This is a genomic window from Amycolatopsis marina (assembly GCF_900111885.1).
GTDB lineage: Bacteria > Actinomycetota > Actinomycetes > Mycobacteriales > Pseudonocardiaceae > Amycolatopsis > Amycolatopsis marina.
Map to the genome: position 1 here is coordinate 124680 of NZ_FOKG01000017.1, position 22230 is coordinate 146909.

The following is a 22230-nucleotide window of genomic DNA, read 5'->3' on the forward strand; positions in this document are numbered from 1 at the left end:
ATCGATTGACTGAATCGACCGTTGACGCGGCGGACGCCGCCGCGTCTGCATCGTCGTCCGCCGACTCTGCTGCCGCCTCCGCCGACTCGGCCCAGTACGAGGTCGAGCACGTTCAGCGCCTGATCCGAGACCTGCAGGAGGTGGTCGAGGAACTGCAGAGTGACTCGTTGCAGAACCTCGCGTACCGGGTGATCCGGCTCCGTCGGAAGGTTTGGTGGAGTTTCACAGTCGACACCTTTGAGCACGCATCCAAGCGAGCGGACAACCTGGAGCGCCAACTCCGTGAGTTGCTGACCGGGGAGGTATCGCTCGACGCCGCTCGCAACAGCTGGGAACTCCGAGTCTGGCAAGACCTGCTGAAGGATCGCCGGAAGCAGCACGGTGAGCGGGGCACGCAGAAGTGGTGGTACACAGCGATCCGCGAAGTCGTCTCCTTCTTGGAGCGCCCAGCGTACGCCGCTCCCGACCTGCCGGACCTTCGCAGCGCGCTCAAAGCTGACCTTGATCATGAGGTGGATGACCCGGAAAGCGTCACGAATCAGTTCAGTGCTCTAGTGACGGATGAGTAGATGCGCTGACCGTGCACGGCCGGGTGTGTTTGGCAACGGGAACGATGGCCTTGCGGAGCCGGTCCCTTCGCGCCGTGCCGATCGCGCGATCGAGGGCGCTGTGTCCGGGTTTGCCAAGTGTGCCAACAACCGATGTTGCGTCCGCACCGAAAATGGCGCGTTCGCTGTTGAAGCCGATGTCTTGGTTGACTACGATGGAAGTCTGACCGCAGGGAGTGATCGCGCGATGATCGGCCTTCACACGGTTTTCGCTGGAGCAATCCTGGAGCACACCTGCGCGCACAACGGCAGTCAACTGCACCGAACCGCATTGAACGGAACCGTTTTTCCTGCGGTTTCTCCGTTTGCGCAGGTGGAGAGGTCCAGTCCACCTGACTGGCAGTGAGGGGGTCAGGGGTTCGAGTCCCCTTAGCTCCACCCTAGGGGTCTTACTAGAACAAGTGCCTGAATGAAGGCCACGAAGTAGGACCGCGACGCCTGAAGGCGAGCAAGGACCACCCGCATTGCGGGTGGTCCTTTTGATTGTGCCCTCCGCGCTGGTTGCTGCGGTCCGCTGACCTTGGATGGCGTGGAGCTCGGCGAAGGGCTCACGGAGCTCACCCTCTGTGATCTTGTCGTCCTCGATGTAGAGGGTGTGGAAGATAGCTTGGTTGAGTAGGCGGCGCTGTTGGTCGTTGCAGCGTCGGTACAGCTGGTCGGGCTGTTCGAGGAGAGCAAGGCCGGCGTTGACGAGCTGGGCGCTGTCGGTGAGGTCGGCGTTGGCTGTGTGCAGGCGATCCTCCAGCCGGCGGCGCTCGCGGGCGATGTCGCGCAGCTTCTCCTTGACTTTGGTCTGCGGCAGCGTGCTGTCGGCTGCGAGGTCGATCAAGTTCTCCTCCTTGGTGTCGAGTTCCTTGAGTTGTGCGGTGATCTGCTTGCGTAGCAGGCGTGCGGACTTTTCCTGCTCGCCGAGCACGGCATCGATCTGGTCGCGCATGTCAGTGATGAACGGCTGGCTGAAGCGAATCGCGGAGTAGTGGCGCTCGACAGCGTCCTCGACGAGCGTGACGTTGACGTGGGGTGCTTGGCACAGCCCCTTTTGCCGGCCGCGGCAGAAGAAGTACAGGTACTCGGCGCCCTTCGAGTTGATGGTCCGTTGGATGATCATCCGCCGCTTGATGCCGTCGCATTGGCAGCGTCCACAGAAGAGCGATCCTTTGAGGTAGTGGTGGTGGACGCGACGGCGTTCTTGTGCCGTCATTCGCGATTCAAGGATCTCCTGAACTGTCTCGAAGAGGTCCTCGTCGATGAGCGGTTCGTGCCGCCCTTGGATTTCTTCGCCGTCGTACTCGACGTATCCGAGGTAGTAGCGATCACGCAGCATTTGCGAAATCTTGTTCTCGGACACCTTCTTGGCGGGGTGTCGCCGGGTGGCCCTGGTGCGTAGGCCGCGGTCGTAGAGCTCGTCAGCCAGCTCTTCTTGCGTGTAGTCGCCGCTGGCGAAGAGCTCAAAACCCAGCTGAACAAAGGGCGCCCGTTCGGGATCGACGATGATCGTGCGGATGACGCGGCCGTCGGAGTGGTCGATGTGGTTGAGGTAGCCGAGCTTCGCGCGTCCGAGCGTGCCGCCGTTGCGGGCTTTCTGGCCCATCTTGTAGGCGATGTCGGCACCGGACTGGCGGGATTGGTACTCGTTGAACGTGGCCAGGATGCCGTGCATCAGCTGGCCGACCGGGGTGTCGTCGATGGCCTCGGTGGCCGAGACCAGGGTGACGCCGCGCTTGCGCAGGTCTGCCATGACGATCGCGTCGTCGTAGCGGTTCCGCGCCATGCGCGAGAGTTGGTAGATGATGATGACGTCAACGTCGCCCTGGCTGCGCACCCGCGCGAGCATCTGTTGGAATGCTTCGCGTTTGGTCATCTCCATGGCTGAGCGTCCGGGCTCGACGTACTCGTCGATGACCGTGACGCCCAGGTCCCGCGCCTTGCGCAAGCACGCTTCCCGTTGGGCCGGAATGGAGATGCCTTCCGGGTTGTAGTCGGTCCGGACTTGCCCGGTCGAGGACACGCGCAGATAGATCACTGCGCGAGTGCCGTGGGCAAGGTCGTCCATTGGCGGCTGGATAGGGATGGTGACGTCCTGCTGCAGTTCATCGATGAAGTCGGCATAAGCGCTGGTCATGACACCTCCTTCTGAGGGCGGCCTGGACGGAGGACCGTGCAGCCGGCGAGTGGGTCCGGGCGGCTGGATCGCGCGCTCCCGGCGAGCGGCGAATTCGTGGCCGGGTTGCTGTTTCTCAACGGCTGCGGAACCGCGCGAGCATGCGTCGGAACAGCTGGCGTTTCGGCCGTCGCCAGAGTCGAGCGTTTGGGTCGACGTACTCGTCGATGAGCGAGAAACCCAGTTCCCGCGCCTTGCGCAGACATGCCTCACGCTGGGCCGTGACGCTGTGGTCGGTCTCGGCCCGTCCGGGCGAGGCCACGCGCGTGTAGATCACCGCGCGGGTGGTGGGCGCAGGGGCATCCGACGGCTGGAGTTCGTTGTCCGAGTTGGCGTAGGCGGTGGTCATGACACCTCGTTATGAGTCGGTCTGGATGGGGATGTTTTGGTCGGCGCAGTGGGCTCCGGCGGGATTTGCAGTTAGCCGGCGAGCGGCGATTCGTCGGCGGATTGCTGGTCGTGGCGACGCCGGTCGCGACGATCTGCGAGTGCGCCGGTCTGCTCGATCTCCGCGACGGCACTCAACACGCGTACGTGGAAGAGGCCGTGCGCGGTCTCCGTGTCGAGGGCGGGATCAGTGGCCGAGACGACCCGCACGCCTCGGGACGTTAACTCGTCGAGCACGAAGGCGAGGTGCTGTGTCTTGCGGGAAAGGCTGTACAGGTGGTTGACGACGAGCACGTCGATGACTCCGGATCGGGCTGCCGCCAATACCCGTTGCAGCCCAGGACGCTTCAGCGTGCCGCCTGATGCGTAGTCGCTGCTGCGGAGAGCGATGTGCCAACCGGGTTGGGACGCGACGTAGGTCTGCAGGTGGTCGCTTTCGCGGAGGGTGGGCCACCGCTGGTAGAGGCCGACGCGTACCGGCCGTCGAGCCCGTGGGTGTGCGGCTCGGCGGCTGCGGGGATCGCAAGTGGCAGGCGGCATTGTGGTGAACCTTCCTTTCGAGTCATTGGCGAGCGGCTTCGATCCGCTGGGTTCGTTGCGCAAGCGCGAACGCGCGACGTCATGCCGCGTCGCGGCAGTGATCGGGGTGGCTGGCGTCCGCGGTGCCTGGCTCGGCGGGCAGCGTTTGCTCGCTGGCTTCGGTCTGCGCCAGGTCTGCCGCGAGGCTGGCGACCACCCGCGCGAGCTTGCGCATGTCGGGGGGATCGCGGCGAACGCCGCGCACCACCACGTTGCGCACAGCTCTGCTCGCGCCAACGCGCCGTCGGGGTTGCCTGCTCGGCGCGCTGACGGGGCTTCCCTGCTGCTCTTGGTCGGCCGGAGCAGGAACGTCGGCGCAGTTGTTGTCGGCCTGATCGGGGTTGCGAGGTTGAGCGCACATGAGCGCCCCCTTCGTGCCCGTGAGGCCCGCGGCTGGCGGAGGTTCACGGGGCTGCTGGTCGGCGACAGGAACCGTCGACACAGCGGGCACTCCCAGCTGCCGACACCTGCGGTCGCCGATCCGCGCGAAGCGGGTTTCGCGGCGATGCGGGCACGCACCATGACGTGCGTTAAATGAGCTGGGACCGCCAAAGCTGTCACGACCAACGGGCCTCTGCTCCCCGCATGCGTCCGTGTGGGGCCGGCGCTCGTGGCCGTGCTGGACTCTTGCCGTTCGGTAGGACTGTGTGCCTTGCCGAACTGGTGCTGGGTCACCTCGTCAGCTCGGGGTGGGCGGTCGACGCGAGTCCAGAAGAGCGCTACCGGCGCTGACCGCGAACCGCGGCGCGTCGGCATGGCGATGAACGTGATGGGTGCCGAAGCACCTCCTCTCTGTTGAACCGGGGACAGATGCGCCATTCAATTAAGGTAACACCTGAATAGATCTAGTACAGCCTGCGTATCTCAAGTTCTATCTGTTCGTGGGTGTGTGTCTGCTAAACACGCCGAACGTGCGGCGGCCAGCTTCGGTCGCCGTCGGGGACACTGAGAGTCGGTTGGCGACGGCGCGAAGCGCCTCGGAGCGACGAACACGGGACGGCAGCGGGTGCAGATCGAGTGGCGGCTGCGGAAGGTCATGGCCTCCCGCGACGTCTGGACCGCGACCCAGTTGCGCGAAATCCTCATCCAGCGCGCCGGGTTCGAACTGTCTCTCCAGTCGGTTGACGTGCTGATCAAGAAGCAGCCGGTCCAGGTGAAAGTGGCGACCTTGCAGGCGCTGTGCACGACGCTGCGGTGCACGCCCAACGAGCTGTTCGGAATCGACACTCCACGCGATGTCTCGCTCGTCGAACCGGACACCACGGAGTCCCGCGGCGAGCAGTGAGCCCGCGGCGGCGAACGCGGCGACGGCCATCACGCGGCCCTCCCCAATACCTGCGGGGACACGGTGTCCGCAGACAGCCCTGCCGAACCCAGCGTGGTTCGGATCTGCCGATACCAGCTGAGCGCGAAGCGCAGACAGTTCGACTCGGTGCGATGGCTCGGACCGCATCCGGATACGTATCGACCGCGCATGCTCCAGGACATCGAGTCCGAACTGGCGAGAGCTTCGGCGTACCGGTTGAGGCCGGTGATCTTGATGCCGAAACCGTGGAGGTTCAACTCGCGCGTGGCGAAGGCGCGCATGATGCGCTCCACGTCGGCGCTGCTCTGGCGCCGGCACACCGTGCCGATCCCGACGAGCGGCTCGGCGGCCAGATCGATCCCGGCCTGCTCGTAGAAGTCGGCGCAGCGTTCGTAGTCCGACAGAGTCCAGCCTTGCAGCGTCGGCACCCAAGGGAGCTCAGGCGCGAGTTCCCGCAGGCGGACGAGGTTGCGCACGGTCCGCCGTTGATGCTCGCGGATCGTCAAGCCGGTGCGTTTCAGGATGCGCTGTTCGCACATCCAGTCCTGCGGCGCCGCCCAGGCGAGGTTGCCGATCTCGTCGGCGTAGCGCCGGACCGTCTGGACGTAATCCTTCTCGTCGATCTGCCAGCGTCCGTGAAGCTGCAGCTCTGTGAAGCCGCCGGAGTCGAGCGCCCATTCCGTGATGGCGCGGGGCAGGGTGCGGCGGTGGCCGAGCCGCCGGTGCGACACCAGCAGCGGGATGTCGGGCACGCGGGTCAGCCAGATGGGTTGGTGGACGCCGAGGTAGAACCTCACGCTGGCATCGCCCTCCGGCGAGCGCGGACACCAGCAAGCACAGCGACCGCCAGGGCCGTGGTGGTGGTCTTCCCGACGAGTTGGCCGGTGAGGTAGGTCAGCGAGCCGAAGGCCAGCGGCAGGAACAGCAGGCTGTCGACGAGCAGTCCAACCGTGTTCGACGCACTCACGGCGGCGAGGTGACTCCAGTCGCGCAGCGGGGTGTAGATGGCGAGGTCGACAAGTTCGGAGACGGCGAAGGCCGCCGCGCTGGCGAGCGCGATGCGCGGCTCGGCGACCAGTCCGGACAACGCCGCGCCGAGGGCGATCGCGAGCAGCGTTGTCCGGGTGCCGACAGCGTCCTGCAAGAGGTCCCGGACGGTGAATGCGAGCCCGGCGAAGAACGCGCCTGCGGGAACGTGCAGGCCCGCGATAGCGACCGCTGGCCAGAGTGAGGTGGCCCAGTTCGCGCCGGCGATCGTCGCCGCGTACCCGGCGAACAGGACCACGGCGGCGACGGTCCACCGGCGGATGTTCATGCCGCGCTCGGCGGGGAGTCGGCCGGGTCTGTCGCACTGGGCGGGAGTTCAGTGGGGCCGGGCTGGGCGCGGTGGAAGGTGCGCTCGTCGACGAGTGGCTCGTGCACCTTTGGCGCCGAGGTGACCCACTGCTCGATGGGTGCCGGGCGGCCGGCGATGGTGCGGGCCCAGACCTGGCGGCCGGTGTACTTGACGTTGGTGACGATCCGCCGGACGGCCTTGGGGGTCCACCGCCCGTTGGGCACCGGGGCTGCGTACTGGCTCGGGTCGCTGTTGAGTCGTGCGGCGATGACGGCGAACGTCAGGCCGTGGTCGGCCCGCCAGATGAAGATCTGCTTGACGGCGGCGGCGGTCTGCCAGTCTGGGACGAGGACCGCCCGCAGTTTGCTGTGTCCGCTGGGGTCGGTGACCCGGATGCGCAGGGCGCGGTAGCCGTAGGGCGGGGGCCCGATCTGGTAGCCGGCGCGGACGAGTTCGACCATCGCCTGGCGGGCGCGTCGGGTGGTCTCGGCGTGGTGCGCGGCGGGCGCGGCCCACTGGATGTGGTTGCCGCGGGCGTCGACCAATTCGCTGTTACTGGTCGGGTCGTCCGCACCTGCTTCGGTGTCGACGGCGGAGGTATCCGACTGCCTTGTCCACAGGTTTGTCCACAGGTGGGACCACCAGGGTGGACGCGTCTCGGGCACAGGTGTGCCGGTGCACTGGTGGCGGGCGGCGGCGCGAAGTGCAGCGCGCTTGCCGCGGAACTCGGGATGCCAGCCGCATTCACGGCAGTACAGGCGCGTCGTCATGCTGCTCGTCCCCAGCCGGGGTAGGTGACGCGGTTGACGGCGGGCCGGATCACCTCGTCCTCGGTCGGCCACGGGATGCCGACTGCCGCGGCGGCGGCGAGTTCGGCGTCGTGGGCGAGCTGGAAGACAAGCACTTCGTGGTGCGCGGAGAGCGCGGTCGGCGCGCCGGCAGCGAGTGCTCGGGCGGCAGCGCGGCGTTCGGCAAGCGAAGCGCGGGTGACCAGCCGGCTGCCGCGCAGTCCGGCGGTCAGTGCGATGCACCGCTCGACCGGTGCCAGCCCGGCCGAAGTTCCGGCGGCGAGCACCGGTGTGGCCAGGTCGACCAGCGAGCCGTCCGGACACCGGAGGGGCCGCGCGACGACGGCGACGTGTCCGCCGGATCGCAGCAGCGGCTCGCAGTAGAGCAGTGTTGTGGCAAGGTCGGCGAGGGCGGACTCGACCGGGTCGCGGCCCGGACCGGTCGCGCGGTCAGGCGCGGTGCGCAAGCTGGTCAGGATGAGTCCGACTCGTCCGATCAACCCTGCGGCCCGGATGGTCGCGAGCACCTTGGGGCGGGCGTCGAGGACCGAGCCGTCGCGCCACGCGCCTGTGGTCTTGGCGGCGGTGACGTTGGCGCGAGCGAGCGTCCACCACTGGGTGCGGGCGGTCAGTCCGAGCGCGCGACGGTCGGCGCGCAGCGCCTCGGTCAGCACGGTGCCGGCCCCGCAATCCGGGTCGAGAACGAGGTCGCCGGGACGGGTGTAGGTGGCGATCGCATGGGCGGCGACGGCGGGTGGAATCCGCTCGGTGTCGGTCTCGGTGCCGGGCACACAGCCGGTGTCGCGCAGCTGCGCGAGAGTGTCGCGCTGCCCGGTCGGCCAGACCGATAGGGACGGCATTGAGGGCTCCTCCCCCGGTGGCAGGGGGAGTGGCCAGGGCGACGTGGGACGGTCAGCCATTGGAGGTCTCCTCCCCGTCGGCGGTGTCGGTCGGGGCCGGCTGGCGGGTGAACACGAAGAGGTCGTCGTGCACCTGGATGTGCCGAGCGGGCGTCGCGAGCGGTCGTGCCGGAGCCTGGGAACGGGAGTGCGTGGCCGGGGTCGCGACGGCGAGTGCGCCGTCGCGGACGGGCACGCGCAGCAGGGCGATGCGATCGATATAGCGCAGTCCGGCATGGTGCGCGGCGCGCACGAGCGAGCTTGCGGGGTCGGTGAGCCGACCACGGGCTCGCTCACCGTGTGTGATGACGGCAAGGGTGCCGGTCGGGGTGAGCAGACCGGCCCAGTCGGCCGGACGGACCCCGTCGAGGGTGCGCGGTTCGGCCGTGGTGATGACGAGGTCGTAGCGGTCCGGACCGACGCCGGTCGCGGTCGAGTGCGGTCCGGGACGACGGTGTGCCCACGGCTCGGCGGGCTGGTCGGTGGTCGGACTGGCGGTGCGGGGTCGGGGTCCGGACTCGGCCTCGGCCGACGCGTCGCCGGAGTGTTCGCCGGCCAGGTTGGGGTGCGCGACGGCCGTCTGAGTCCGGATGCTGCGGCCGAGTCGTACCACGGTCCAGCCCGCTTCGTGTAGTCCGGCGTACGGGCCGGGCCGGGACTGGTTACGGCCCGCCGTTGGTGACCACGATGCGGGCGGCGCGAGGTAGGGCGCGGGGGCAAGCAGGAGCATTCGCTGGCCGGGCTGGGTGTAGGTGGTGACGATCTTGATGACCGCAGTCAGCAACCAGTTGGCGAGCAGCCCGGTGCCCTCACGGAGTTCGTCTTGAGCGCACGGCCAGACGGTGCTCGGCTGGGCGGGACGAGGATGGTGCAGCGTGAGGCGCAGGGTGCGTAGGCGTGGTGTTCGCCGCCTCTGCGGTAGCGGGATCGGGACGGTCGGGGGGTCGGTCGGGCCGTGCTCCTGGGAGCCGTCTCCTGGGGAGCCGTTGCCGTGTGTCGGGGTCATCGCGGGTCTCCTCCGACGAGGTGGGGCTGTGCGTTCTGACGCCCCTTAACTCTGTATTTCGACCCCGTTTTGGACACGCCTCGCCAAACTTATTTGAGATGGCAAAGGTGCATGTTAATGGCGACTTGGCGTGATTCGAACAGTTCTGCCAAAGCCTCGACGCTGAGCCGCTCGTTCCGTCGACCCAGGTCGGCGCCCACCGTCTTCTGGGCCACTCTGTGGTCAGATTTTTCAAGATTTTTCGGCGGTGCCAGGTTGAGCTTGAGTGCCGACTGTATCCGGGCGCAGTTCGGCTACTAGCGTCGTACTAGTGACCAACTATAACTGCAGTTCGTCGGCTACTAGCGTCGATCGGGTTACGCGGGCCACGAGGGCGCTTTGTTGATCTTGCTTCATGGTGTTCGTGGGATGAAATAGTAGTTCGCTAGTAGCCTCGGCGCGGTTCGCTAGTTGGCGCCTAGTAATGATGTGGTATTTCCGTGGTATCGGTCGTGGCTTCCTGACGTCGTTGTTGTTCACATCGACGCCGTGGGAGTCACGACATGGCAGCACAATCCGTTTTCCGTCGCGCTGGCGACGAGGCCGTCCCGAACTCATTGGATATCGCGCGGGACACGTTTACCTGGCTAGTGACCGGGCCGCACCCGATATCGCTGAACGGCCGGCTCTTTCCCGGTCTGCCGGACCGGCACATTGCGCTGGACGAGGTCCGCGACCGACTGCTGGCGCGCCGGTGCCCGCAGGCGACGCGGGACGCGGTGTGGGCGCATCTGGTGCTGCGCTCCCGTACTGAAGGAGCGACCTGGACGATCGCCGCGGTCGGGGTCGCACTGCCCGCGCTGACTTCTGTCGCGGCGACCTTGACCAACCGGTTCGCCAACGATCCGGCCGACGTGCACGCCGAGGTTCTGCGCGGCTTCCTGACCGCGTTGTCGACCATCGATCTGCGTCCGCCGCGAATCATGCTGCGGCTGCGGTGGGCCGCCTACCGGTCCGGCTACTACGCGCTCGCCGAGGCGCTGGCGGGTCCGACTCCGGTCGCGCCAGGGTTCCGATCCACCCCGCCGCACGCGCCGTGGGGTCACCCGGATCTGGTCCTTGCCCGCGCGGTCGCGGACGGAGTCCTGACTCAGACCGAGGCCGCGCTGATTGGTGCGACTCGGTTGGAAGAGGTGCCCGTCGCGGACTGGGCTGCGCGGCACCAGACCGGCGAGTGGGCGGTCTACAAGGCGCGCAAACGCGCCGAGCTCCGGCTCGCCGCGTACCTGCGCGAGGGCGTCGCCGAGACCGATCCGACCGACCCGTTGACCGACCAGGTAGCCACCGCAGTGGCCCTGGCGCGACCGGTCGCACCGGCCCGCGACTTGCCGCGGTCGTCACTGTCCGTGTCGGTTAGTGAGGTCGAGTCGGGGCAGAAAATTCAGGGTCGCGTGTCCAAAACGGATGCGAAATCCGGAGTTCAGGGCTGCGGGACATCCCCGCGCTCAGCCCGACCTTCGGAGGTGCCCCAATGCGCCTGATCGATCGATTCTTCCCCGCCGCGAGCGGACCGCGCAGCGCCCGCCTCGATGGCACTCCGCAGCCGCCGGCCGAGGCCCCAGCGTCGAGCACGCCGGCCGAGATCACCGGCAGCGAGCCGACCAGTGCTCCGGTCACTAGGCCGGAGGCCTGGGTTCCGGTCCGTCCCCGCCGCTGGTCGCACGTGGCGTTGATTGTCGAGCTGGCGGTCCTCGCGCTGCTGGCGTCGGCGTCGGCGGCGCACGCCGACACGATGGTCGTCGCTCTGGCAGATTCGGTGACCACGGTCCTGAACAACGTCCGCAACTGGATCATGGGCATCTTGGCCGGCTTGGCCACGGTGTTCCTGTCCATCGGCGGTGTCCGATACGTGATGGGCGGTGGCGACCCCGGCGAGGTCGAGAAGGCCAAGACCGCCTTCAAGTCCGCCGGGTGGGGCTACGGCCTGGCAGCGCTCGCGCCGCTGGTCGTGGAGATCCTCAAAGGGATCGTGGGGGCCTGACCGATGGCCGGCACCCCGCCCACGGTTCGCCCGTACCGCCGGTCCGGCGGACCGGTCGCGACCGCTGCCGCCGGACGAATCGACGGGGACCGAGCGATGCTCTCCCCGGTCTCCGACGCCAGCGCCGACCGGCCGCCGGCTGGTCGGCACTGGCGCTGGTACGCGGGCTGGATGCTGGCGCTGAGCGTCGTCGTGCTCCTGGTCGGGGTCCTCGCGGTCAGCGCCTCGGCGCAGCCGACCACACCGAACCCGGATCCTTGCTTGGGGCCTGAGCCGCGGCCGATCCCCTGTGCCCCGCCTCCCACACCGACACAGCCCACACTCCCAATGCCGAGCGCGCCCAGCCCATCGACGGCGCCGCCAAGCACGCCGTGCACGGGTGAGGACTGCATCCCGCAGCCGACCACGCCGCCACCGACAAGTGGCCCGCAGCAGCCCGGCAGCGGCAACGGTGTCAGCGACTCGGACTGCGGGATCACCGACATCGGTGCCTGCATCACCGAGGCCATCAACTCGGCGTTCCGCAGCATCGTCGAAGCTGCGCTCTCGCCGATCCTGGAACTGATCGGGCACACCGCGCTGTCCACACCGACGATCAGCGACCTACCCGGCATCGGCGAACTCTGGAACAACTCGTGGGAGCTCGTGGTCGCTGCCTACGGCCTGCTCATCCTCCTCGGCGGCATCGTCGTGATGGGCCACGAGAGCGTCCAGGCGCGCTACTCGATCAAGGAGATCGGGCCCCGGATCCCGATCGCGTTCATGGCCTCGGCATTGAGCTTGTTTTTCGCCGACAAGCTCATCCGACTGGCCAACGGCCTGACCCTGGGCATCCTCGGCGACGGGGTCAACGCGCCCTCGCTGGGCAACACCCTCAAGGACGCCGTCGCCGGCATCCAGACCGGCGGACTGTTCATCATCCTGGTCGGCCTGGTGCTCGTCGTGGTGGGCCTGGGCCTGCTGGTCGTCTACGTGGTCCGGATCGTCATCACCCTCGTCTTGATCATCTCGGGCCCCTTGTTCCTGATGTTCCACGCCCTGCCGCACACCGACCCGCTGGCCCGCTGGTGGTGGAAGGCGATCACCGCGACGCTGGCGATCCAGGTCGCTCAAGCGCTGGTGCTGATCACCGCAGTGCGCACGTTCCTGTCCGGCGGCGTGCATCTGTTCGGCTCGACGCTGTCCGCGCTCGGCACGCTGGTCGCCGCGATCGCCTTGTTCTTCATCCTGTTCAAGATCCCGTTCTGGTTGTTATCGGCCGCCAAAGTCAGCTCTGGCCGGTCGTTCCTCGGAGGGCTGGCGAAGGCCTACATCGCGGCGAAGACCTTCGGCATGGTCGCCGGGAAGACCGGCGCACTGGGCAAGGTCGGCGGCGCGGTCGGGGCGAAGAGCGGCGGCGGAGGTGGTGGGGGTCGCGGTGGCGGGTCGGCAAATTCGCCGTGGCCTGCTCAGGCGCGCCTTGCGCCCACCCCGGAGATGGTCAACAAGCGGCTCAAGGCGGCCCAGGACGCCGAGCGCGTCCGCGCGGCCCGCCGGTCGCGGCTGCCCTCGCAGACGCCGCAGTTCCTGCAGCCCTCACCCCAAGACACCACCCACGACCCCGCCGTCACCCCGGCAAACCAGGGACCAGCCATGCCTCCTGAGTTCAGTTCCGCACCCAGGCCCGCCACGCCGATCTCACCGCCGCGGCGAGGGCAGCGGCCGGGATCGGCGCCCCAGTTCCAAGCAGCCGGTGGGCCGCGTCGACGCGGCGCCACCCCGCCGCCGGCCCGCCCGATCCGCACCGCGTCTGTGCCCCCGCAGTTGCAGTTCCGACCCGCCACGCCGCCGGCACCGCAGCCGTCGTCGCCACCCACGTCGGCGTCCGCGCCTGCCGCGCCGGTGTTCCGGCAGGCACAGCCCGAGCCGCGCATCGGCGACGCCTACCGGCGCACCCAGTCCGTTCCGCCGGCGCTGTTCCGCACGCCGAAACCCGCTCCAAGAGGTGAAGGGAAATGAGTCAGCCCGTCCGGATTCCTGCCGACGTCGATCGCGAGGACCGGGTGATCGGTCCGCTGACGGCGCGGCAGCTGCTCATCCTCGCCATCACTGGGATTGTGCTGTACGGGACGTACACGATCACCCGCGAGTTCGTGCCGCTGGTGGCGTTCCTCATCGTCGCCATCCCGATCGGGGTGACCGCCGCGTTCCTCGCGCTCGGCCAGCGCGACGGCATCACCCTCGACCGGTTGGTGCTGGCGGCGCTGCGGCAGCGGATGAGCCCGCAGCACCGAGTGGCCGCGCCGGAAGGCATCCGCCCGGCCCCCGAGTGGCTGGGCAGACAGGTCACGAATACCAGCAGCAAGAGCCGCGCCCAGGGGAAGGACGGCGGGGACGCCGCGGCGTCGACGGTCTCGCCGGCCGCGCTGCGGCTGCCCGCCGAAGCGGTCACCGATACCGGCGTCATCGACCTCTGCAAGGACGGGGTCGCCGTCGTCGCGGTCTGCTCGACGATCAACTTCGGGCTGCGCACCCCGGGCGAGCAGGAGTCCCTCGTCGCCTCCTTCGGGCGGTATCTGCACTCGCTGACCGCACCCGTGCAGGTGCTCATCCGCGCGGAACGACTGGACCTGTCCGGGCAGATCGCCGAGCTCCGCGAACAGGCCGGCGGCCTGCCGCACCCGGCGCTGGAACAGGCGGCGCGCGAGCACGCCGAGTACCTCGACCAACTCGGCCGCGCCACCGACCTGCTGCGCCGCCAAGTGCTGCTGATCCTGCGCGAACCGCTGCTCACCACGGGCCCGACCGACGGACTCGGCAGCGCCTCGCCACTGGCCGCGTTGACCGCGAAACGCAGGGCCGCCAAGCAGGCCGCCCTGGTCGACGACGCCACCCGGCGGGCCGCCGAAGCCCGGCTGGTCCGCCGGCTCAGCGAGGCGGTCGAGCTGCTGTCCCCCTCGGGGATCGTGGTCACCCCGCTGGACGCCGGACAGGCCACCGCGGTGCTCGCCGCGGCCTGCAACCCCGACAGCGTGATCCCGCCGAACTCCGGTCTCGCCGCCTCGGACGAGGTCATCACCACCGCCCCGGACGACGGCTGGGACGCAGGCGCGTTCGGCCGCGCCGCGTTCCCCACCGACGACGAGTTCGGCGAGGCCGAGGACGCCTGGGATGACGGCTTCGACGACACCGCCGAGGACCCCGACGACTACGTCAACTCCGCGGGGAGGTACCGCTGATGAAGACCAAGGACAAGCGCCGCGGCCGGAAGGCCCAGAGCGTGCAGCCGCCGCTCGGGCGGGCCAGCGCGTTCACTCCGGACGCCATCTCCGTCCGTCCTCGTGCGCTGGAAGTCGGTGGCGAATGGGTCGCGAGCTTCGCCGTCGTCGGCTACCCGCGCGAAGTGCACAACGGGTGGCTTCAGCCGCTGCTGACTTACCCCGGACGGGTCGACGTCTCGCTGCACATCGAGCCGATCGACCCGGTCACCGCGGCCAACCGTCTCAAGAAGCAGCTGTCGAAGCTCGAAAGCGGTCGCCGGCACACCAGTGAGAAGGGCCGGCTGGTCGACCCGCACGTCGAAGCCGCCACCGAGGATGCCTACGACTTGTCCGCACGGGTCGCCCGTGGCGAGGGCAAGCTTTACCGGCTCGGGCTGTACCTGACCGTGCACGCTCCCACCGAGGAGGCCCTCAGCGACGAGGTCGCCGCGATCCGGTCGTTGGCGGCGTCGCTGCTGCTGGACTGCAAACCGACCACGTACCGCAGCATGCAGGGCTGGATCACCAGCCTGCCCATGGGTCTGGACCTCGTCGGCATGCGCCGCACGTTCGACACCAGCGCGCTGTCTGCGGCGTTCCCGTTCACCTCACCGGACCTGCCACCGCCCGACCCGACCTCGGTCGGCGCACCGAGCGGCGTGCTCTACGGCTTCAACGTCGGAAGCCAGGGGTTGGTCCACCATGACCGGTTCGCCCTGGACAACCACAACTCGGTGATCCTCGGCCGCTCCGGCGCGGGCAAGAGCTACCTGGTGAAGCTGGAGTTGTTGCGGTCGTTGTATCGCGGGATCGAGATCCACGTCATCGACCCGGAGGACGAGTACGCCCGGCTGGCCGCCGCGGTCGGCGGAACGTATGTGCACCTCGGTGCCGAGCAGGTCCGGTTGAACCCGATGGACTTGCCGATCCACACCCGCCCGGACGGGCGCCGCACTGCACCGCGCAACGCGCTGATCCGCCGGTCGTTGTTCCTGCACACGGTGATCTCGGTGCTGCTGGGCAGTGAGCTCGAAGCGACCGAACGTGCGGCACTGGACCGGGCTATCACCGCGACCTACCAGCGCGTGGGGATCACCTCGGATCCGCGGACCTGGACCCGCCCGGCGCCGCTGCTGGCCGACCTCGCCGAGGTCCTCGCCGGGACCGGTGACCCCGCCGGGGTGGAACTCGCGGCGCGGCTGCACCCGTATGTCACCGGCGCGTTCTCGGGGCTGTTCTCCGGCCCGACGTCGACCCGTCCGGAGGGACACCTGGTGGTGTTCTCGCTGCGGGATCTCGCCGACGAGCTCAAGCCGATCGGCACGTTGCTGACGCTCGACGCGGTGTGGCGGCAGGTCTCTAACCCGGCCATCCGCAAGCCCAGGCTGGTCGTGGTCGACGAGGCGTGGCTGTTGATGAAGGAGCCCGCGGGCGCGGAGTTCTTGTTCCGGATGGCTAAGGCGTCCCGGAAACAGTGGGCCGGTCTCACGGTGGCCACCCAGGACACCGCGGACGTCCTGGGCTCGGATCTGGGTAAGGCAGTGGTGGCCAACGCCGCGACGCAGATCCTGCTGCGGCAAGCCTCCCAGGCGATCGACGAGATCACCCGCACCTTCGACCTGTCTATGGGTGAGCGCCAGTTCCTGCTCTCCGCGGACCGTGGCCAGGGCCTCCTGTCGACCGGGACGCAGCGCGTGGCATTCCAGTCCATCGCCTCACCGGTCGAGCATCAATTGGTCACGACTGACCCCGCCGAAATCGCCGGGTATTCCGACACCTCGTCGGGAATCGAGAACTCCTTCGTCGAACTCGGCGCGGACGACACCGCGGGAATCGCGGACTCGTTCGACGATGGCAACGCGTCGCAGATCGAACTCGACGCCGCCTAATCGCAGGAATCAATCCGTATACACCGAATCGCACCCAGGGGATACCCATGTCTACGTCATTGCCCATTTCCGCCACCGTTAACCGGCCCACGCGGCTGCTCACGCAAAACAGCGAGATGCGCCAGATTGGCGTGTGGAACTGGTCGCTGCCGGCCTGGGCCGGCCGCTTGGCTGACGGTCGCACTTACAACACCTGTCCGTCGGCCGGAATCTGCGCGCAGGCGTGCTACGCCCGGCACGGCACCTACACCTGGCCGGTCGTCCGCGCCAAGCACCAGGCGAACCTGATGTACGTCCTGGACGACCTGGCCGGCTGGCAGGCCGCCATGGTCGCGGAACTCGGCGCGGCCAAGTTCCGGGGCGCCTGGATCAGAATTCACGACAGCGGCGATTTCTTCTCCGACGCCTACCTTCAGGCATGGCTGGATATTTGCCGGACTCGACCCGACACGAATTTCTACGCCTACACCAAAGAGGTGTCCCGATTCCGGACGCTCGTCGAGCCTGGCCCGCCGCCGAATTTTCTGTGGGTCTACTCGTATGGCGGGACACAGGATGCCGCGTTGAATCCCGCCGTCGACCGGATCGCAGATGTGTTTCCCGACGAGCCTGCGATCGCCGAGGCGGGCTGGGCCTCGCAGGAAGCCAGCGACCTGCTCGCGGTCCTGGGCCCGCGGCTGGTCGGGGTGCCGGCCAACCGCATTCCCGCCTACCTCAAGCGGCTGGCCGGGCGCCGGTTCTCCGCGTGGCAAGCCGAGGTCGACGCCGACCGCGCCGCCCGCCGAGGCCGCCGGCACCTGCGGCTCGTCGTCGACAACACCCGCCCCGACCACAGCCAGCAGCCCACGGCCGAGCCGGCTGACCAGCCGTGGGCGGCTTGACCGCAGCTCGCATCCGTCCCGTCGACCGCTTTGCGTGGGGAGGTCCCCGATGTCCTGGCCAATCACCGCCACACCCCTGTCCGCCCTCATCCCACCGCATATTGAGCAGACCGCGGACGTGCTCGCCTCACCGGTCGGCGACTACCTGCGTGACCCGCTCGGCGCGTTCCAGAACGTGCTGGCGCACCTGCGCGACCTCGCCCTGACCTGGGGCCCGATCGTCGGGCCGGTGCTCGCGGTCGCTGTCACCGCCGCGGTCGTCGCGCGCCGTCGGTGGCGCCGCCGCTACCACCAGCGCCTGATGATCGATGCTCGCCTGATCACCGTGCTCGCGCCGCCGACGGTCGACCCGTCCGGGGCGATCACGGTGTGGTCCAACCTCGTCGGATTGCTGCGGCCGGGGTGGCGGCGTCGCTTCGGCGGGCAGCCGCACCTGAGCTTCGAGCTGACATTCACCGACGACGGCGTGCAGATCCGGCTGTGGGTGCCGGGCCTGGTGCCGCCCGGCATGGTCGAGCGCGCGATCGAGGCCGCCTGGCCCGGCGCGCACACCCGCACCACCCCCGCCAAGCCCCCGATCCCGACCACGACGGCAGCGGGTCGGCGGGTCGAGGCGGTCGGTGGCGAGCTGCGGCTGGCGCGCTCGGAAGCACTGCCGATCCGCACCGAGCACCCGGCCGACCCGATTCGCGCGATGCTCGGCGCACCGGTCGGGCTCGGCCCGCACGAGCGGGCATGCGTGCAGATCCTCGCCCGCCCGGTCGCCGGCCACCGAGTGACCAAAGCCCGCCGCGCCGCCCGGCGGGTGCACGCGGGCGGGTCGGTTCATCTGGTCGGTTGGCTGCTCGACGTCATCACGCCGGGCAAGACCCCGAAGTCGTCGACCAGCACGCGGACGCCGGGCCTGGATCGGCAGACCAGCCTGGAGTACGCCGCCCAGGACCGTGCTGTGGTCGAGAAGCTGCGGGCGAACCAATTCGAGACCCGTATTTGCTACGCCGTGGCCACCACCGTGCCCGAGGACGCCACGTCGGGCGAGGTTCAGGCGGTGCGGGAGGTGCTGCGGGGTCGCGGGCACGCGATCGCCTCGGCGTTCGCCGCCTACTCCGAGCACAACTACTACCGCCGGGTTCGGATCCGTCGAGATCCGGTCGCCGTGCTGGCCGAACGCCGCCTGGGCAAGGGCGACCTGCTCTCGATCCTCGAGCTGGCCGCAATCGCGCACCTGCCGATCGACGAGTCCACCCCCGGCCTGCAGCGGGCCGGCGCGAAGGCCGTGCCGCCCCCGCCGGGTATCGCCACGGCCGGGGAGCAGATCAAGCCCCTGGGGCTGTCGGACTCCGGGCACTCCCGCCCGGTCGGCCTGCACGTCGCCGACGCCCGCCACCACCTGCACATCCTCGGCGCCACCGGTAGCGGCAAGTCGGAGCTGATGGCCCGGATGATCCTGGCCGACGCCGAGGCCGGCCGAGGTGTCGTCGTGGTCGATCCGAAGGGCGACCTCGTGTCGGACATCCTGATGCGCCTGCCCGAGGAGCTCGGCGAGAAGGTCGTGCTGTTCGACGCCGACTCCCGCGCCCGCCCGCCGGTGCTCAACCCGTTGGAGGGAGCGGATAAGGCCCGCGCGGTCGACAACCTGGTCTCGATCTTCTCCCGGATCTACGCCTCGTCGTGGGGGCCGCGCACCGACGACATCCTGCGCGCCGGGCTGCTCACCCTGACCGCGATGCCCGGTACCCCGACGCTGGTCGACCTGCCCAAGCTGTTGACCGTGCCGGCGTTCCGGCAACGGGCCTGCGACCAGATCGATGACGAGGTCCTCAAGGGCTTCTGGTCCTGGTACGACGACCTGTCCGAAGCCAGCCGCGCACAAGTGATCGCGCCGCTGATGAACAAAATCCGCGGCTTCCTGCTGCGCCCGTTCGTCCGCGCCGCCATCGCCGGTGGAACGTCCACTATGGACATGGATGAGGTGCTCAACACCGGTGGGATCTGCCTGGTGCGCATCGCTCGCGACGCGCTAGGGATGGAAACCGCGCGGCTGGTCGGTTCCATCGTCGTGGCCCGCACCTGGCAGGCCGCGACTCGCCGAGCTCGCGTCCCGCAGCGCCAACGCCGCGACTGCGGGCTGTACGTGGACGAGTGCCACAACTTCCTGAACCTGGCCTATCCATTGGAGGACATGCTCGCCGAGGCCCGCGGCTACCGACTCTCCATGGCGTTGGCACACCAGTACCTCGGACAGCTACCGAAGGAGCTCGAAGAGGGCGTCAGCACCAACGCGCGCAGCAAGATCTTCTTCAACGCCTCGCCCGAGGACGCCAAGCGGCTGGCCCGGCACACCATGCCGCGGCTGAGCGATCACGACCTGTCCAATCTCGGCGTGTACCACGTCGCCGCTCGGCTAGTCCTGGGCGGCGAGGAAGCGCCGCCGTTCACCGCGGTTACCGAGAAGCTCCCGCCCGCGATTCCCGGACGCGCCAAGGCAATCCGCAAAGCAGCCAGGGTCAATACCCGCCCGCCCGTCACCAACGCCGACAACGCAACGGGCCGCCCCGGTCAGCCCACTGTAGACCCCCGCCGCGCGGTCTGACCTGTCGGGCCTTGTTCTCCCGCAACGCATGTGGGCTCACCTATCGCGCCCGTTCCGCTCCGGTGATCCCGCATGCGTTGCCTTCACCTTCCCCCATTCCGGCCCAACGACTGGGAGGTGCCGACCCATGATTTCGAATCCCACGCCTCAGAGGGCATTGCGCGGGCACATGCCCCAACGCCCCACGCCACGGGCGGCCACCACCGGGGAGCACCACGCCCAGCTCGCCGGACGGCTCACCCTCCGGGACCGCTGGCTTGCTCGGATGCTGCACGAGCACAAGGTCTTCACCACCCAGCAGATCGTCGAACTCTGCTACCCGACCATGCGCGCGGCCAACCACCGCCTGCTCAACCTGTTCAAGTGGCGCGTCGTCGACCGCTTTCAGCCGTTCGTCAGCTCCGGCACCGCACCGATGCACTACGTGCTCGACATCGCCGGCTCGGTCGCCCTCGCCTACGAGGATGGTCTCGACCCCAAGCAACTGGGCTACCGCCACGAAGACGCCATCGGCATCGCCCACTCCCTGCGCCTCGCACACACCGTGGGCGTCAACGGCGTTTTCACCAGCCTCGTTGCACTCAGCCGACGGCCAGGTGCCCGCGGCCGCCTGACCGCGTGGTGGTCCGAGCTTCGCTGCGGCCGGCTCTTCGGCGACATGGTCCGCCCCGACGCCTACGGCCGTTGGCGCGAAGACGGCCACCAGATCGAGTTCTTCCTCGAATTCGACTTCGGCACCGAGGACCTCGGCAAGCTCGCCCGCAAGCTCCACGGTTACGAAAAGCTCGCCATCGCAACAGGAATCACCACACCCGTCCTGGTGTGGCTGCCCACCAACCGCCGCGAGACCAACGTGCTCACGGCGCTCGCCGACGCCCTGTCCCAGTTGGACCGGCCAGCGCTCGTGCCCGTAGCCACCAGCGCCGCAGATGTCGCTGGCGTGGCTGGCGAGGACAACCCCGCCGTCGCGCGGTGGTTGCCGATCTCCGGTCCGGCGTCGCGACGGCCGGGTCGACTGCGGCTCGTCGAGCTCGCGCGGTTCTGGCCCCACGTCGCACCGCCCACCGCTGTCCAGTCCTCGACATCGGCTCAAGCGCAGCAGGCGCCCGCGGACCTGGCCGCGCCGGACCCGCACCCACCACCCCTACCCACCAGCCACTTCCGGAAGGTGACTCCATGAAGATCGCCGTTGCCGCTGTCGCGGCCATCATCGCTATCCCCATCCTCATCGGGGGTGTCGGCAAAGCCATCGTCAGTGCGCTGTTCGGTACCGGTGGCACCGAGCCGAGCCAGGCCGCGGTCGCCGAGATCCCCAACGACTACCTGTCGCTCTACCGAGCCGCAGCCTCCGTGTGCCCAGGGCTGGACTGGACGATCCTCGCCGCGATCGGCGACGCCGAATCCAAGCACGGCCGCGGATCCGGCGACGGCATCACGGAAGGCGAGAACTACATGGGGGCCGGCGGCCCCATGCAGTTCCTCAAGCCCACCTTCGACGGTGTGATTGCACGCCACACGATCCCGCCCGGTGGCTCGAACCCGCCCTCCCGCTACAACCCGCACGACGCCATCTACGCCGCCGCGTTTTACCTGTGCGATTCCGGCGCACAGAAAGACATCCGCAAGGCGCTCTTCGCCTACAACCATGACGAGGAGTACGTCAACGGCGTTCTGGCTCAGGCAAAACGGTACGGCACCGCCACCGTCGGAACCGGCGACTGCAACAAGATCCAGGCACCCAACCCCGCCGCGATCATGGCAATCAACTTCGCCTGCGGCCAACTCGGCCTGCCCTACGTATGGGGTGGCAACGGACCAGCCGGCGGCCATGCCGGCTTCGACTGCTCTGGCCTCACCAAAGCTGCCTACAACGCCGCCGGCATCAACCTGCCTCGTACCGCGCAGACTCAGTACAACGCGGGTCCACTGGTGCCCGCCGGCCAACCGCTGCTTCCCGGCGACCTGGTCTTCTACGGCACAACCGGCAACGTCCACCACGTCGGCCTGTACATCGGTGCAGGGAAGATGGTGCACGCCCCGACGTTCGGCGAGCCGGTCCAGGTCAGCAACTACCGCTGGAACGGGGATGACTATCTGGCGGCCTCGCGGCCCACGGTCGATTCGCGCTTGTAGCAGAAGAATCGGTGCTCGTCAGCAGCGGACGACTTTCTTTGCAGCACGGGTTAGTACTGCAACGGCAGTTAAGGAAGTGGGTAGCCGCGGCGTTTGTAGTGGCTGAGGCGGGCTTGGTGTTGTCGTCGGCGGCGGAAGCGTGACCAGGACCAGATGTGTTCGGCGGCGTCGGCGACACGCAGGACCAGCTTGGTGAGCAGGCGCCGGATCTCCGGTAGTGTAAAGCTGATCATGTCTGGTTCGGCGATACCGATTCCCCTTTTATGGCAAGGGATTTGGCGACGGCGAGCCAGGCGTGGGCGAGCATCGACAGGGTGATGTGGGCGTACCACGCCCGCCAGGACCGGACCTGGTAGTGATCCAGTCCGGCTTCGTTCTTGGCCTGCTGGAAACACTCTTCGATCC

Annotated in this window: 21 protein-coding genes and 1 pseudogene; 11 read left to right on the top strand and 11 right to left on the bottom strand. The window is 68.5% G+C overall.

The genetic code is table 11. From position 1 onward, the window contains the following. Nucleotides 1-5: 5 nt before the first annotated feature. Nucleotides 6-569, top strand: coding sequence for a hypothetical protein (locus BM199_RS24805; protein WP_143101913.1), 564 nt, complete (start codon nucleotides 6-8; stop codon nucleotides 567-569). Here the strand turns inward: BM199_RS24805 and BM199_RS24810 are convergent. From BM199_RS24810 to BM199_RS33445, 4 genes are all read right to left on the bottom strand, one after another. Further along, on the bottom strand, nucleotides 544-2730 hold the full coding sequence (locus BM199_RS24810; RefSeq protein ID WP_245788643.1) for a recombinase family protein: 2187 nt from the start codon (nucleotides 2728-2730) through the stop codon (nucleotides 544-546). The two genes, BM199_RS24805 and BM199_RS24810, sit on opposite strands and share 26 nt — an antisense overlap. 115 nt (nucleotides 2731-2845) lie before the next feature. Continuing rightward, a complete protein-coding gene (locus BM199_RS24815; RefSeq protein WP_043830785.1) occupies nucleotides 2846-3118 on the bottom strand; it encodes a recombinase family protein in 273 nt (90 codons plus the stop codon). Nucleotides 3119-3189: 71 nt separating this feature from the next. Further along, a complete protein-coding gene (locus tag BM199_RS33440; protein WP_076153521.1) occupies nucleotides 3190-3696 on the bottom strand; it encodes a recombinase family protein in 507 nt (168 codons plus the stop codon). Nucleotides 3697-3775: 79 nt separating this feature from the next. Next, complete coding sequence (locus tag BM199_RS33445) at nucleotides 3776-4096, bottom strand: hypothetical protein (protein WP_143101914.1); 321 nt, start codon at nucleotides 4094-4096, stop codon at nucleotides 3776-3778. Between the two features lie 645 nt (nucleotides 4097-4741). Here BM199_RS33445 and BM199_RS24825 point away from each other — a divergent pair. Then, on the top strand, nucleotides 4742-5020 hold the full coding sequence (locus tag BM199_RS24825) for a helix-turn-helix domain-containing protein (protein ID WP_043830792.1): 279 nt from the start codon (nucleotides 4742-4744) through the stop codon (nucleotides 5018-5020). A gap of 29 nt (nucleotides 5021-5049) precedes the next feature. Here the strand turns inward: BM199_RS24825 and BM199_RS24830 are convergent, their stop codons facing one another. The 5 genes from BM199_RS24830 to BM199_RS34000 are packed head-to-tail and all read right to left on the bottom strand — an operon-like array spanning nucleotide 5050 to nucleotide 9070. Further along, nucleotides 5050-5838, bottom strand: coding sequence for a deazapurine DNA modification protein DpdA family protein (locus BM199_RS24830; protein WP_043830795.1), 789 nt, complete (start codon nucleotides 5836-5838; stop codon nucleotides 5050-5052). Next, nucleotides 5835-6356 (bottom strand): VUT family protein, encoded by a 522-nt coding sequence (locus tag BM199_RS24835; protein ID WP_043830797.1) that lies wholly within the window; start codon nucleotides 6354-6356, stop codon nucleotides 5835-5837. The genes BM199_RS24830 and BM199_RS24835 overlap by 4 nt, the downstream gene beginning before the upstream one ends. Next, nucleotides 6353-7147: a recombinase family protein gene (locus tag BM199_RS24840; RefSeq protein ID WP_081684792.1), complete on the bottom strand. Its 795-nt coding sequence runs from the start codon at nucleotides 7145-7147 to the stop codon at nucleotides 6353-6355. Before BM199_RS24840 ends, BM199_RS24835 begins: the two co-directional genes overlap by 4 nt. Beyond that, nucleotides 7144-8025, bottom strand: a complete 882-nt coding sequence (locus BM199_RS24845) for a DNA methyltransferase (RefSeq protein WP_051171987.1) — start codon at nucleotides 8023-8025, stop codon at nucleotides 7144-7146. Before BM199_RS24845 ends, BM199_RS24840 begins: the two co-directional genes overlap by 4 nt. Before the next feature lie 52 nt (nucleotides 8026-8077). Next, nucleotides 8078-9070 (bottom strand): hypothetical protein, encoded by a 993-nt coding sequence (locus tag BM199_RS34000; protein WP_072029967.1) that lies wholly within the window; start codon nucleotides 9068-9070, stop codon nucleotides 8078-8080. 542 nt (nucleotides 9071-9612) lie between these two features. On the opposite strand from BM199_RS34000, the gene BM199_RS24855 reads away from it, so the two are divergent. From BM199_RS24855 to BM199_RS24895, 9 genes are all read left to right on the top strand, one after another. Then, a complete protein-coding gene (locus BM199_RS24855) occupies nucleotides 9613-10590 on the top strand; it encodes a hypothetical protein (RefSeq protein ID WP_043830802.1) in 978 nt (325 codons plus the stop codon). 251 nt (nucleotides 10591-10841) lie between these two features. Continuing rightward, the gene (locus BM199_RS24860; protein WP_225950548.1) at nucleotides 10842-11090 is read left to right on the top strand and encodes a pilin; all 249 of its coding nucleotides are present in this window, start codon (nucleotides 10842-10844) and stop codon (nucleotides 11088-11090) included. A gap of 3 nt (nucleotides 11091-11093) precedes the next feature. Further along, nucleotides 11094-13088: a TrbL/VirB6 family protein gene (locus tag BM199_RS24865; RefSeq protein WP_043830804.1), complete on the top strand. Its 1995-nt coding sequence runs from the start codon at nucleotides 11094-11096 to the stop codon at nucleotides 13086-13088. Next, the gene (locus tag BM199_RS24870; RefSeq protein ID WP_043830806.1) at nucleotides 13085-14308 is read left to right on the top strand and encodes a PrgI family protein; all 1224 of its coding nucleotides are present in this window, start codon (nucleotides 13085-13087) and stop codon (nucleotides 14306-14308) included. The genes BM199_RS24865 and BM199_RS24870 overlap by 4 nt, the downstream gene beginning before the upstream one ends. Then, nucleotides 14308-16218, top strand: a complete 1911-nt coding sequence (locus BM199_RS24875; protein ID WP_043830809.1) for a VirB4 family type IV secretion system protein — start codon at nucleotides 14308-14310, stop codon at nucleotides 16216-16218. The genes BM199_RS24870 and BM199_RS24875 overlap by 1 nt, the downstream gene beginning before the upstream one ends. A 47-nt stretch (nucleotides 16219-16265) precedes the next feature. Beyond that, the gene (locus tag BM199_RS24880) at nucleotides 16266-17099 is read left to right on the top strand and encodes a GP88 family protein (protein WP_043830811.1); all 834 of its coding nucleotides are present in this window, start codon (nucleotides 16266-16268) and stop codon (nucleotides 17097-17099) included. 49 nt (nucleotides 17100-17148) lie between these two features. Then, nucleotides 17149-19692 carry a helicase HerA domain-containing protein gene (locus BM199_RS24885; RefSeq protein WP_091676089.1) on the top strand — a complete coding sequence of 848 codons (2544 nt, stop codon included), beginning with the start codon at nucleotides 17149-17151 and terminating at the stop codon, nucleotides 19690-19692. A gap of 169 nt (nucleotides 19693-19861) precedes the next feature. After that, a complete protein-coding gene (locus tag BM199_RS24890) occupies nucleotides 19862-20872 on the top strand; it encodes a replication-relaxation family protein (protein ID WP_323807863.1) in 1011 nt (336 codons plus the stop codon). After that, entirely contained in the window at nucleotides 20869-21825 is a 957-nt protein-coding gene (locus BM199_RS24895; protein WP_043830815.1) for a C40 family peptidase, read from the top strand. Before BM199_RS24890 ends, BM199_RS24895 begins: the two co-directional genes overlap by 4 nt. 68 nt (nucleotides 21826-21893) lie before the next feature. Here BM199_RS24895 and BM199_RS34005 read toward each other — a convergent pair whose 3' ends face one another. Further along, complete coding sequence (locus tag BM199_RS34005; RefSeq protein ID WP_177242661.1) at nucleotides 21894-22058, bottom strand: hypothetical protein; 165 nt, start codon at nucleotides 22056-22058, stop codon at nucleotides 21894-21896. After that, nucleotides 22055-22230: pseudogene (locus tag BM199_RS33450) on the bottom strand (IS701 family transposase); the annotation flags it as partial. The pseudogene BM199_RS33450 and the gene BM199_RS34005, both read right to left, overlap by 4 nt.

Excerpts from the sequence above, each read along its gene's own strand:
- BM199_RS24810 (WP_245788643.1), bottom strand. The coding sequence starts at position 2,730 with ATGACCAGCGCTTATGCCGACTTCATCGATGAACTGCAGCAGGACGTC.
- BM199_RS24815 (WP_043830785.1), bottom strand. The coding sequence starts at position 3,118 with ATGACCACCGCCTACGCCAACTCGGACAACGAACTCCAGCCGTCGGAT.
- BM199_RS33440 (WP_076153521.1), bottom strand. The coding sequence starts at position 3,696 with ATGCCGCCTGCCACTTGCGATCCCCGCAGCCGCCGAGCCGCACACCCA.
- BM199_RS33445 (WP_143101914.1), bottom strand. The coding sequence starts at position 4,096 with ATGTGCGCTCAACCTCGCAACCCCGATCAGGCCGACAACAACTGCGCC.
- BM199_RS24835 (WP_043830797.1), bottom strand. The coding sequence starts at position 6,356 with ATGAACATCCGCCGGTGGACCGTCGCCGCCGTGGTCCTGTTCGCCGGG.
- BM199_RS24840 (WP_081684792.1), bottom strand. The coding sequence starts at position 7,147 with ATGACGACGCGCCTGTACTGCCGTGAATGCGGCTGGCATCCCGAGTTC.
- BM199_RS24845 (WP_051171987.1), bottom strand. The coding sequence starts at position 8,025 with ATGCCGTCCCTATCGGTCTGGCCGACCGGGCAGCGCGACACTCTCGCG.
- BM199_RS34000 (WP_072029967.1), bottom strand. The coding sequence starts at position 9,070 with ATGACCCCGACACACGGCAACGGCTCCCCAGGAGACGGCTCCCAGGAG.
- BM199_RS24855 (WP_043830802.1), top strand. The coding sequence starts at position 9,613 with ATGGCAGCACAATCCGTTTTCCGTCGCGCTGGCGACGAGGCCGTCCCG.
- BM199_RS24860 (WP_225950548.1), top strand. The coding sequence starts at position 10,842 with ATGGTCGTCGCTCTGGCAGATTCGGTGACCACGGTCCTGAACAACGTC.
- BM199_RS24865 (WP_043830804.1), top strand. The coding sequence starts at position 11,094 with ATGGCCGGCACCCCGCCCACGGTTCGCCCGTACCGCCGGTCCGGCGGA.
- BM199_RS24870 (WP_043830806.1), top strand. The coding sequence starts at position 13,085 with ATGAGTCAGCCCGTCCGGATTCCTGCCGACGTCGATCGCGAGGACCGG.
- BM199_RS24875 (WP_043830809.1), top strand. The coding sequence starts at position 14,308 with ATGAAGACCAAGGACAAGCGCCGCGGCCGGAAGGCCCAGAGCGTGCAG.
- BM199_RS24880 (WP_043830811.1), top strand. The coding sequence starts at position 16,266 with ATGTCTACGTCATTGCCCATTTCCGCCACCGTTAACCGGCCCACGCGG.
- BM199_RS24885 (WP_091676089.1), top strand. The coding sequence starts at position 17,149 with ATGTCCTGGCCAATCACCGCCACACCCCTGTCCGCCCTCATCCCACCG.
- BM199_RS24890 (WP_323807863.1), top strand. The coding sequence starts at position 19,862 with ATGCCCCAACGCCCCACGCCACGGGCGGCCACCACCGGGGAGCACCAC.
- BM199_RS24895 (WP_043830815.1), top strand. The coding sequence starts at position 20,869 with ATGAAGATCGCCGTTGCCGCTGTCGCGGCCATCATCGCTATCCCCATC.
- BM199_RS34005 (WP_177242661.1), bottom strand. The coding sequence starts at position 22,058 with ATGATCAGCTTTACACTACCGGAGATCCGGCGCCTGCTCACCAAGCTG.